Source organism: Pseudomonas sp. S11P7 (assembly GCF_023195435.1).
Classification (GTDB): Bacteria; Pseudomonadota; Gammaproteobacteria; order Pseudomonadales; family Pseudomonadaceae; genus Aquipseudomonas; species Aquipseudomonas fluorescens_G.
The window spans coordinates 4,731,523-4,743,462 of the sequence record NZ_JALPKS020000002.1 but is presented as its reverse complement, the minus strand read 5'-3'; the positions used below and the strand labels follow the sequence as shown (position 1 = coordinate 4,743,462).

Annotated in this window: 8 protein-coding genes; 7 read left to right on the top strand and 1 reads right to left on the bottom strand. The window is 57.7% G+C overall.

Features of this window, described 5'->3' with window-relative positions:
• Positions 1-9: 9 nt before the first annotated feature.
• Both M0746_RS21900 and M0746_RS21895 read left to right on the top strand, forming a co-directional pair.
• Positions 10-3,201, top strand: a complete 3,192-nt coding sequence (locus M0746_RS21900; RefSeq protein WP_258450559.1) for an efflux RND transporter permease subunit — start codon at positions 10-12, stop codon at positions 3,199-3,201.
• Positions 3,201-4,619: an efflux transporter outer membrane subunit gene (locus M0746_RS21895; RefSeq protein WP_223025733.1), complete on the top strand. Its 1,419-nt coding sequence runs from the start codon at positions 3,201-3,203 to the stop codon at positions 4,617-4,619. Before M0746_RS21900 ends, M0746_RS21895 begins: the two co-directional genes overlap by 1 nt.
• A 172-nt stretch (positions 4,620-4,791) precedes the next feature.
• Here the strand turns inward: M0746_RS21895 and M0746_RS21890 are convergent, their stop codons facing one another.
• The gene (locus M0746_RS21890; protein ID WP_203546256.1) at positions 4,792-5,355 is read right to left on the bottom strand and encodes a TetR family transcriptional regulator; all 564 of its coding nucleotides are present in this window, start codon (positions 5,353-5,355) and stop codon (positions 4,792-4,794) included.
• Between the two features lie 98 nt (positions 5,356-5,453).
• Between M0746_RS21890 and M0746_RS21885 the strand changes: the two genes are divergently transcribed.
• From M0746_RS21885 to M0746_RS21865, 5 genes are all read left to right on the top strand, one after another.
• The gene (locus M0746_RS21885; RefSeq protein ID WP_223025732.1) at positions 5,454-6,098 is read left to right on the top strand and encodes a glutathione S-transferase; all 645 of its coding nucleotides are present in this window, start codon (positions 5,454-5,456) and stop codon (positions 6,096-6,098) included.
• Between the two features lie 2 nt (positions 6,099-6,100).
• The gene (locus M0746_RS21880) at positions 6,101-7,141 is read left to right on the top strand and encodes an alpha/beta fold hydrolase (RefSeq protein WP_258450558.1); all 1,041 of its coding nucleotides are present in this window, start codon (positions 6,101-6,103) and stop codon (positions 7,139-7,141) included.
• A gap of 113 nt (positions 7,142-7,254) precedes the next feature.
• Entirely contained in the window at positions 7,255-8,253 is a 999-nt protein-coding gene (locus tag M0746_RS21875) for a quinone oxidoreductase family protein (protein WP_258450557.1), read from the top strand.
• Positions 8,254-8,368: 115 nt separating this feature from the next.
• Entirely contained in the window at positions 8,369-9,310 is a 942-nt protein-coding gene (locus tag M0746_RS21870) for an alpha/beta fold hydrolase (protein WP_258450556.1), read from the top strand.
• 17 nt (positions 9,311-9,327) lie between these two features.
• On the top strand, positions 9,328-10,572 hold the full coding sequence (locus M0746_RS21865; protein ID WP_223025728.1) for an MFS transporter: 1,245 nt from the start codon (positions 9,328-9,330) through the stop codon (positions 10,570-10,572).
• The last annotated feature ends 1,368 nt before the right edge of the window (positions 10,573-11,940 follow it).

Genomic DNA, 11,940 nt, shown 5'->3' with positions numbered 1-11,940 from the left:
AGCACTGACATGAAGTTCTCCCAGTTCTTTATCACGCGGCCGATTTTCGCCGCCGTGCTATCGCTGCTGATCCTGATCGCCGGCGCCATCTCGCTGTTCCAGTTACCGATCAGCGAATACCCGGAAGTGGTGCCACCGACCGTGGTGGTCCACGCCAACTACCCCGGCGCCAACCCGAAAGTCATCGGTGAAACCGTGGCCGCGCCGTTGGAGCAGGCGATCACCGGAGTCGAGAACATGTTGTACATGTCCTCGCAATCCACCGCTGACGGCCGACTGACCCTGACCGTGACGTTCGCTTTGGGCACCGATCTGGACAACGCCCAGGTCCAGGTGCAGAACCGTGTGACCCGGACCGAGCCGAAACTTCCAGAAGAAGTGACGCGCATCGGTATTACCGTCGACAAGGCTTCTCCCGAGCTGACCTTGCTGGTGCATCTGGTGTCGCCGGACAAGCGCTACGACATGCTCTACCTGTCGAACTACGCGATCCTCAACGTCAAGGATGAGCTGTCGCGCCTCGACGGTATTGGCGATGTGAAGATGTTCGGTATCGGTGATTACTCGCTGCGTATCTGGCTCGATCCGAACAAGACCGCTTCGCGCAATCTGACCGCAAGCGACGTGGTCAACGCAGTGCGCGAGCAGAACCGTCAGGTCGCTGCAGGACAACTGGGTTCACCGCCGGCACCGAATGCCACGAGCTTCCAGATGTCGATCAACTCCCAGGGGCGGTTGGTCAGTGAAGAAGAATTCGAGAACGTCATTATCCGCAGCGGTCCGGACGGCGAGATCACGCGTCTGAAAGACATCGCCCGGGTCGAGTTGGGCTCCAACCAGTACGCCTTGCGCGCCTTGCTCAACAACGAGGAAGCGGTGGCGATGCCGATCTTCCAGCGTCCGGGCTCGAATGCGATCGACATCTCCAACCAGGTGCGGGCGAAGATGGCGGAGCTGAAGAAGAGTTTCCCGGAAGGCATGGACTACGAAATTGTCTATGACCCGACGATCTTCGTACGCAGTTCGATCGAGGCGGTGGTTCACACGCTGTTCGAAGCGCTGATCCTCGTGGTGCTGGTGGTGATCCTGTTCCTGCAAACCTGGCGCGCCTCGATCATTCCGCTGGTCGCGGTGCCGGTGTCGCTGATCGGTACGTTTGCCGTGATGCACCTGTTCGGCTTCTCGTTGAATGCGCTGTCGCTGTTCGGCCTCGTGCTGGCGATCGGGATCGTGGTGGACGATGCGATCGTGGTGGTGGAGAACGTCGAACGGAACATCGAGTCGGGGCTGGAACCGGTCGAGGCGACCAAAAAAGCCATGGGCGAGGTGACCGGTCCGATCATCGCCACGGCGCTGGTGTTGTGTGCGGTGTTCGTACCCGCAGCCTTTATTTCGGGCTTGACCGGGCAGTTCTACAAGCAATTTGCATTGACGATTGCGATCTCTACGGTGATTTCGGCGTTCAACTCCCTGACCTTGTCACCGGCCTTGGCCGCCGTGTTGCTCAAGGCCCACGGTGCACCGAAGGACCGTTTCTCCAAAGTGTTGGATCGCCTGCTTGGTGGCTGGCTGTTCAAACCTTTCAACCGCTTCTTCGATAAGGCCAGCCATGGCTATGTGATTGCCGTGGCCAAGATCATTCGCGGCAGCAGCGTGGCGTTGCTGATTTACGCAGGTCTGATCGCCTTGACCTACATGGGCTTCAGCACCACGCCGACCGGTTTTGTGCCGACCCAGGACAAGAAGTACCTGGTGACTTTCGCCCAATTGCCGGACGCCGCCAGCCTGGATCGCACCGAAAACGTGATCCGGCGCATGAGCACCATCGCCATGAACGAACCGGGCTTCGACAGCGCCGTGGCCTTCCCGGGCCTTTCGATCAACGGCTTCACCAACAGTCCGAATGCCGGCATCGCCTTCATCGGTTTGCGGCCGTTCGATGAGCGCAAGGATCCGAGCCTGTCAGCCGGGGCGATTTCCGCTTCGCTGAACGCCAAGTTCGGCAGCATCCAGGACGCCTACATCGCGGTGTTTCCGCCGCCGCCAGTGCAAGGCTTGGGCACCATCGGCGGGTTCCGTTTGCAGATCGAGGACCGGGGCAACCTGGGTTACGACGAGCTGTACAAAGAAACCATGAACATCATCACCAAGAGCCGCAGCGTTCCGGAGTTGGCCAACCTGTTCACCAGTTACACGGTCAACGTGCCGCAGGTCGAAGCCGCCATTGACCGCGAAAAAGCCGAGACCCACGGCGTGGCGATCAGCGACATTTTCGACACGTTGCAGGTGTATCTGGGCTCGCTGTATGCCAACGACTTCAACCGTTTCGGGCGGACCTATCAGGTCAACGTACAGGCCGAACAACAGTTCCGCCAGGAGCCGGAACAGATCGGCCAATTGAAGGTGCGCAACGACCGCGGCGAGATGATCCCGCTGGCCACCTTCGTCAAGATCAGCCCTAGTTCGGGGCCTGACCGCGTCTCGCACTACAACGGTTTCGTCACCGCCGAAATCAACGGCAGCGCTGCGCCAGGCTACAGCTCCGGCCAGGCCCAGGCGGTGATTGAAAAACTGCTGAAAGAAGAACTGCCGAATGGCATGACCTACGAATGGACCGACCTGACCTACCAACAGATCCTGTCCGGCAACACCGCGTTGCTGGTGTTCCCGCTCTGCGTGTTGTTGGCGTTCCTGGTGCTGGCGGCGCTGTATGAAAGCTGGAGCCTGCCATTGGCGGTGATCCTGATCGTGCCGATGACCCTGCTGTCGGCGATTGCCGGGGTGATCATTTCCAAGGGCGACAACAACATCTTTACTCAGATCGGCCTGATCGTGCTGGTTGGTCTGGCCTGCAAGAACGCGATCCTGATCGTCGAGTTCGCCAAGGACAAACAGGAGCAGGGCATGTCGCCGCTGGATGCGGTGCTGGAGGCTTGCCGCATGCGGTTGCGACCGATCCTGATGACCTCGTTCGCCTTCATCATGGGTGTGATTCCGCTGGTGACGTCCACCGGTGCCGGCTCCGAAATGCGCCGGGCGATGGGGGTTGCGGTGTTCTCCGGGATGCTCGGCGTAACTTTCTTCGGCTTGCTGCTGACGCCGGTGTTCTTCGTGCTGATTCGTCGCTCCATTGAGCGCAAAAACGCGCGCAAGGTCGCCAAGGTTCACCCAACAACCGCATTGAATCCGGAGGCACACTGATGAACACCTTGAAGCTTTTTTTACCCAGCCTTCTGGTCGTTGCGCTCGCCGCGTGTACGGTCGGTCCCGACTACAAGACGCCTGACACCGCGCCGGCCACTATCGTGTCGATCCAGGGCGGGCACTACGATCAATCGCGGTTTGAAACGGTGTGGTGGCAGCAATTCGATGACCCCACGCTCAACCAGTTGGTGAGCAAATCCCTGGAAGGCAACCGCGATCTGCGCGTGGCGTTCGCCCGCTGGAAAGCGGCCCGAGCGATTCGGGACGACGTCAGCAACGACAATTTGCCGGTGGTTACCAGCCGCGTCAGCAGCCAACAAGGAAAGGGCCAAGTGCCCGGTCAGACCGAAAGCCGCGTCAATCAGGAACGCTATGATCTTGGCCTCGACATGGCCTGGGAAGTCGATCTGTTCGGTCGCATCCAGCGCCAACTGGAATCCAGCGACGCCCAGGAAGATGCTGCCGCCGCAGACTTGTATCAACTGCGCGTGACGATGATTGCCGAGTTGGTGGACGCCTATGGCCAATTGCGCGGCGCACAACTGCGGGAAAAGATCGCCCTGGCCAACCTGAAGAACCAGCAGGATTCGCGCAGCGTGACGGTCAGCCTGCGCGATGCGGGCGTGGGTAATGAACTCGACGTAGTGCGCGCCGATGCACGTCTGGCTGCGGTCGAGGCTACGGTGCCGCAACTTCAAGCAGAGCAGGTGCGGCAGAAAAACCGCATCGCCACGCTGCTGGGTGAGCGTCCGAATACGTTGAGCGTGTCGTTGAGCCCCGCCGAGTTGCCAGCCATCGCCAAAGCGCTGCCGATTGGTGATCCCGCCGAGCTGCTGCGTCGGCGCCCGGATGTGCTCGCCGCGGAGCGCAGGCTGGCTTCCTCCACTGCGGATATCGGTGTGGCCACCGCCGACTTGTTCCCGCGCGTGAGCCTGAGCGGTTTCCTTGGTTTCACCGCCGGCCGTGGTTCGCAGATTGGTTCCAGTGCCGCCAGGGCCTGGAGTCTGGGACCGAGCATCACCTGGGCAGCATTTGATTTGGGCAGCGTGCGGGCGCGCATTCGCGGTGCCGACGCCAATGCCGAAGGCGCGCTGGCGACCTACGAACAGCAAGTGCTGCTGGCGCTGGAAGAGTCTGAAAACGCCTTCAGCGACTATGGCAAACGCCAACAACGCTTGTTGTCGTTGATCAAACAAAGCGAATCGAGCCGCGCCGCTGCCGACCTTGCGGCCATCCAGTACAAGGAAGGAACCGTGGATTATCTGGTGCTGCTGGATGCGCAGCGCGAGCGGCTCAACGCCGAAGATGCTCAGGCACTGGGTGAAACCGATCAGTACCGTGGCATCGTCGCGATCTATAAAGCGTTGGGTGGTGGTTGGGACAGCGGTGACGGCAGGGTCGCGAGCATTTATTGATAGACCGGTCGAAACCCCTGGCGGAATCTTTGGCGCTAGATCAAAAGCGATTCAGAGAAGGTGCAGCGTTTGCCTCGTCTGATCGTTCGTCATTATGATTCCAGCAGCGATTGCTCGCACGTCGCTGCTGGTCTGGACTCCACAGGCAAGGCGTGTCGAGAACTGCGGCACCTTAAGGTAATAGGCCTGCCGAGCGATAGATCTCGATTGTTTTGTCATAAACGCTGATGTCATCACGCCCCCGAGCGATCAACTGAGCGCCCTCCACAGCCGCATAGATCGCCAGCGCCTGCTGCTGTCGTTCCTCGAGGCTCAACTGTGGCCGGCAAACAGACAACACTTCCGTCAGCCAGCGCACATTCAGTTCGGTGAAACCGTCAACCTCTGTCCTCACTTCTGGAGGTAAGTCATCGTATTCGGCAGACATGATCCCGCACAGACACATGCGATTGTCGTTGACCAGTGCCATGCGAAATACGTCGGTGTAACCCTTCATCCAAACATTCAGATCTTCGGAATGGCTTCGTAAACCATCAAGATACTGAAGACCATCCTCGGTGTAGCGTTTGGCCAAAGCCGCACCCAAGTCACCCTTGGTGGGGAAGTGGTAGTGAATGCTCGCGCTCTTGATGCCGACCTCTTTGGCCAGTTCACGAAAGCTCAAGCCATTGTAGCCTCGGGTCTGCACCATTTTTCGAGCAACCGCCATGATCGTTTCTCGCGTATCCGTCGTCACAATTTTACCTTTCTATCGATAGATAGACGTTGACAGTGAAAATGTTCTTGCCGTAGCTTATACCTATCGATAGGTAGATAGATAGTTATGGAGCTCGTATGAAGATTTTTGATATTCCTGGTTTTCCTAATCCGCTGCGCATTCGTATTGTTCTGGCCGAAAAAGGCCTGGGCTCGCAAATAGAGTTCATCAAGATCGACCTGCTCGCAGCGGAACACAAGCAACCCGCATTCCTGGCGATCAACCCGCTAGGTACCGTCCCAGTTCTGCAGCTGGATGACGGCACCAACATTTCTGAATGTACCGCAATCACCGAGTATCTGGACAACCTGGACGGCAACCCGACTCTTACCGGCAAAACGCCGAAGGAAAAGGCCATCATCCACATGATGCAAAAGCGCGCGGAGTCCGAACTGGCGGATCCGGTGGGGTTTTACTTCCACTACGCCACGCCGGGGCTCGGTGCCGCTCTGCAGCCATACAAGAGTCCTGAATGGGAAGGGCGTATCGATTGGGGCAACCGTCAACGCGACAAAGCGATCGCTGGAATGCACTACTTCGATCACGTCCTGCGTAGCCAGCCATATATCGCTGGCGAGCATTTTTCCATGGCCGACATCACGGTACTTGCCGGGCTGATTTTCGCCGGTTTCGCCAGTATTGCCATCCCCGATCAGTGCAGCGCGCTCTTGGCCTGGCAGACAAACGTGCAGCAACGCCCAAGTGTAAAAAAGCCAGCCTGATCTTGCTCCGCCCCGACTGGCAATCAGTCAGGGCGGCCTTATACCAACTCGTCTTTTTCAGGTGCCTCTATATGACCCTTTTCAACACCCGAGGGGCGTTGCGCTATACCCTGGCCATCATCGCGCTGACGACTGCGTGCTCGACATTGACTGTTCAGGCCAGCACCACCCCAGCAGAAAAAAAAGCTGCACATAGCTACACCCATCAAACCGCTCCGACCCAGTTCGTCGAAGTCGAGGGCGCGCGCCTGGCATATCGTCGCTTCGGCAAACCCAGTGGCGTGCCACTGGTATTTCTCCAGCATTTCGTTGGCAACCTAGACAGCTGGGATCCCAAAGTCATCGACGGTTTTGCCCGTGATCGTGAAATTATCCTTTTCGACAATGCCGGCGTCGCCAGTTCCAGCGGTGAAGTACCGAACACCATCGAAGGCATGGCCAAATATGCCTCCGGCCTGCTGCAGGCACTGAACGTGAAAAAGGCTGACTTGCTCGGCTTTTCCATGGGCAGTCTGATCGCACAGCAAGTGACGCTTGATCATCCGAACCTCGTGCGTCGCCTGATTCTGGTCGGTTCATCACCTCGCGGTGGAGTTGGTATGGACTCGCTGACGCCGGAATTTCAGGGCTACCTGGCGAAAAAGCGTGCCGTACCGGATGAACTGCTGCTGGACGTTTTCTTTACCCAGACCGTAGAAAGCCAGGCCGCCGGACATGAATTCCTTACCCGTCTGCGCTCACGTAGGGTCAATCGCGATGTTGATGTCGATAGCAAGACTGCACCCGCACAAGCAGCCGCCATCGCTGGTTGGGGAGCGCCAGCCGGTAACGCCAACGACTACCTGAAAGGCATCAAGCAACCGACGATGGTAGTCGCCGGCAGCCATGACATTGTCTTCTACACAGTTAATGACGTGACCTTGCAGCAGAGTTTGCCCAACGCCCAGTTGGTTATCTACCCGGATTCAAACCATGGCGCGATCTATCAATACCCGGATCTATTTTTGAAACACGCCACGCTGTTTCTCAATGGGGTGAAGTAATCGAAACAATGCACTGACGATTTGCTCGGCAGTACATGCCGCACCACCGATTAGGCTCCAAGTCAGGCCTGCGTCTACAGATCTGACGAGCGAAGAATCCAGGATCTCAGATTATGAAAGCGATTCAGTTCCGTAGCTTCGGCGGCCCCGAAGTACTCGAGTACGTCGACTTGCCAACGCCCGTGCCGGGGCCGGGAGAGGTATTGATAGACACCTCTGCGATTGGGGTGAATTTTCCGGATATTCGTGAACGGTTAGGCATGTATAACCGGCCCGAAACACGCGTTGGTGGTGTCACGCTGCCGCATGTAGCCGGACTTCAGGTGGTCGGACGCGTTTCGAAAACAGGAGCGGGCGTTGACCCTGCCGTTGTCGGGCGCAAGGTCATGGCCTTGATGCCCAAAGGCGCATACGCACAGCAGGCTATTGCCGGTGTTGACATGCTGGTAATGCTGGATGAGTCGGCAAACGACGTCGCCATGGCGGGTTTACCTTGTCAGGGAGTGACTGCGTTCCTCGCTCTACGCACATGCGCGCATTTACAGTCAGGTGAAAGCGTTTTGATCCAAGGCGCCGCCGGGGGGCTTGGCAGTCTGGCTGTGCAGATTGCTAAAGCCATGGGCGCACAGGCAGTTTTCGGTACGGCCAGCACTGAAAGTCGACGCGCATTCGTGCGCAGCCTCGGGGCCGACTATGCCATTAGCTACGACACTCCCCAGTGGCCGGAGCGGGTGCTTGAACTGACCGAGGGGCGTGGAGTTGATGTGATCCTCGAAACCATCGGCGGCGAAGTGTTCGATCAGAATTTTGAGTGTCTCGCCATGCTGGGGCGTTGTGTGGTGGTGGGCTCCACGCGGGGGCCAGGCGAGGCATTGGCGCCTCGTCGGTTGATGGCCAAAGCGCAAACCTTGACCGGCATGTACCTGCCGACGTTCTTCCAGCGCCCTACGTTGATTCGCGAGGCTTTGCAATTCCTCGCTGATGGCGTTTCAGGCGGAGTGATCAGACCAGTCACCGGCGCGACGTTACCCTTGAGCGAAACGGGGCTGGCGCACGCCTTATTGGAGCGAAGGGAAGTTCAAGGCGTCATTGTGCTGGATCCAAACCTCTAAGAGTGATTCGCCGATTCCCTGGATTTTTCTTGCGAACGAGGAACACAGGACCTTCCGTGGCGTTGATCAGGCGGCCACATACTCATCAGTAAATACGCCCACGAGAGGAGCGCGCATGCGCCGTCACGGCTTCACTGCAAGTGCAAGATGTTTGACGCTCGGACTGATGCTCGCGTGGGGCGGCCATGCGACGGCAGCCGATATTCACTACCGGTTCATCACGGTCGCTGGCAACAATATGTTTTATCGGGAGGCCGGCGATCCTCATAAACCGACCATTCTGCTGCTTCATGGTTTTCCGTCGTCTTCGCACATGTTTCGCGATCTGATCCCTGAGCTATCACCGTTTTTTCATGTGCTGGCCCCTGATTACCTCGGTATGGGAAACAGCGCCGTCCCCACCGCAGCAGCCTTGACGCCGCTTACTTTCGACGCATTAGGTCAATCGATGGAAGAGTTGGTTCGGGAGTTAGGAATTAAAAGCGCGGTGATCTACATGCAGGACTTTGGCGGCCCTGTCGGAATGCGCCTGGCGACACGTGACCCACAGTGGGTGCGCGGACTGGTCATCCAGAACACGCCGATTACGCTGGATGGATGGGAGCCCGTGAGGCTGAAAGCGATTCAGGCAAACGTTGGTCCGCAAACGCTTGAGAAACGTTCAGCCGCCGAAGCGCGGGTTGTTCTGGCGACTGACCTGTTTCTTTATCAGCACGGTGCCCGCAATCCCGATGGCCTTAATCCTGATGCGTGGGCAAACGATGCCTTTGCGCTCAGCGATCCTGAGAAACGGCGAGCCATGACGGATCTGCAGCTCGACATCGGATCAAACCTCTCGTTGTACCCGCAATGGCAAGCTTACTTGCGAAAGGCTCAACCCACCACGTTGGTGGTCTGGGGAGATGGCGACCCGATTTTTACGCCACGAGGCGCAGATTCCATCAAGGAGTTCGTACCCAGGGCTCAGATCCACCATTACAACACCGGGCATTTCGCGCTGGAGGAAGAGCATCGCGACATCGCCCAACGCATTATTCAAGTCTTTTCCGGGCAATGAGGCATCAGGAGATTGGCATGTCGGATAGAGATAATACCCCCACAGGAGAGACAGCTCACCGGGCGGATGCCTTCGCCTTCCCCTTATTGGCCATGGTGCTTTTCGCGTTCTTCTTTGCTGCGAGCACACCTTCGCCTCTGTTCGTGGTGTTTCAGCGTCATTGGGGATTTTCCTCCGGGATGCTGACCGTCGCGTTCTCGGTGTACGCCATCGCACTGTTGGTCGCTCTACTCAGCGCCGGGTCGTTATCGGACCATATCGGTCGACGTCCGGTAGTAATCGGCGCGCTTGGTTTGCAGACCCTGGCGATGATCCTTTTTGGCTATGCCGGTGATATAAATCATCTTATTGCCGCGCGTTGTCTTCAAGGGCTGGCGACGGGCATTGCCAGTGGTGCCTTGTCCGCGGCGGTGGTCGAGGCAGCACCTGCCAGCCACAAGAAGGTAGGGGTAATGTTCAGCAGCATCGCTCCGTTAGCCGGGTTGGCCACAGGATCGTTAATCACAGGGTTATCGATGTACTGGTTCAGCACACCGGAGGTGATGGTATTCGCGGTGCTGGCGTTCATTTTCTTGATTGCCGCGGTGGGAGTGGCGATGGTCCCGGAAACGGCGACTCGGCGTGCCGGTGCTTTGGGATCCTTGAAGCCTTGTATTTCGGTGAGTGCCAGGGCCCAGGCTGCTTACGTTCGAAGCATACCTCTGTTGCTCGCCATCTGGGCGCTGTGCGGCCTGTACATGTCACTGGCGCCCTCGATTCTTTATGGAGTATTCAACGTGAACAACGCCGGACTCAACGGTCTTACCGTTGCTGCGCTGTGCGGTCCCGCAGCCATTGCAGCGGCAGTTTTTGGCCGCTTCCTCACGCTCTCTCTTTGCGCTGCAGTGGGCGCTATAGCCATGGTCGTTGGGCTGGGTGTCCTGATCATGTCTCTGTTGGGAGGAGGGGTCGTAGTATTTTTCATCGGCACGCTAATTGCGGGAGTCGGATCTGGAGCGGGATTCTCGGCGGTTCTGCAAACGCTGGCGCCACTCGCCAAAGAACATGAGCGAGCAGAGCTCTTCGCGGCGATTTTTGTGGCCTGTTATTTGTCGTTGAGCCTGCCTCCTATCATGGCCGGATTCGGAGTCGGAATTTTTGGTCTGCTAGACACCAGCTGGGTTTATCTCGTCGCGCTGTTGCTGGTAGCGCTGATCACCAGCCTGACGCATTGGCGAGCGTATCGTGATCATCAAATAAGCACGCCAGCTGTCCAGTCATAAGACCCGTAGGAAAGTTAAGTAAGGAAGGTAGCTGCCAGGCGATGCCTGGCAGAGGGGAATGACAGTCGATTTATGGGTTTCGTTTTTAAAGGAACGCCACTGCCGTTGATGATGTTGGTAATGTCTAAAGTGATTCACTTCAAGGCGGGTATGAGTTCCGGTATCCTGCTCGACGCGTGCATCAACAGATCGCCGAATACTCCTCTGTCCCGTCCGCTGCAGGCTTTCCCAGTATTAGTACCCCATGGGGCAATGAATTCGGCTCAATGATTGAGGACGGCGTTCGTTGAGCGGAGACCTGGCTTGACGGCTCATCACTACTGCTGTGGTGGGCACTGGCGCAGAACCGAAAAGTATCATCGCTCAGATGATCTACAGGAAGCTTTCGAGGCCAGCTTTCTGCTGCGGTTGCAGCAGACGTTGATCATGCGGCATGAATCCGCCACCTGCCAATCAACCAGCTTTGCCGTTTGAGTTATTGCTTTTCCCGCCAAACCCTCCGAACCAGCGATCTTTGATCGCGCTGATCGGAGGGTTCACTCGCTCTTATCGAAGCCATCTCGTTCCACCTTCCCTTTCAAATTTTTGATTAGCGCGCTGTACCGTCATTTCCCGATCAGTAATTAGCCACGATCTCTATCGAGCGCAGCTCCGGTGTCAGTGCGGAGATTGTCGTGGACCATGGCTAGAGAATTGGCGACACCGGCGACACCGGCGACAACCCACGTCGGACTTGCCCTGGAGCATGGCGACAAAAGTGGCGACAGTCGCCACTTCTTGCGCATTTTGGCCGTGATGCTTGACCGCCTTTTCGAGTCGGTATAAAAATTGGCGCACGGATCGCTGTCGTTGACAGCACCAGCCCAGGTAGCCAGGACCTCTAAGGCTACGCCACTTTTGTGGTGGTTCTTCCGAAGTGCGATTAGCGTCCGGCGGCTCGCACGGTCACTCCCCAAGAGTGATGGATGCCTACTCGACTTATCTGTCCACTGCGGCAGATGATGCACCTTCCTCGCTGCGCTGCAGCAACCTCACCTCTCTGCACACTTCGCTGCCAGACTGCGTCCGTCTCTTTCTCCCGGAAAGAGACGGACGCTCGTACCACTGCTGCAAGCCACGTCATGCAAGGCATTGCCGCAACTCTCCTCGTGACAATCGGCCTGACAAATCCGATTCGTCGCCCTCCGCAACGATACAGGCACCGGTGCCGCAGCCCATGGAAAGGCTGCACCTGGCTGACAGTCAGGCATGCCCCCAGGCGTCGATGGTGTTGCCTTCTCCCACTCAGGATCTCCAGGTGCCGGACTCGTCAGTCGGCACAGCCTCCGCCCGCCCGTATCTTCGGTACGTCAAGGAGGTCAGGTTCAT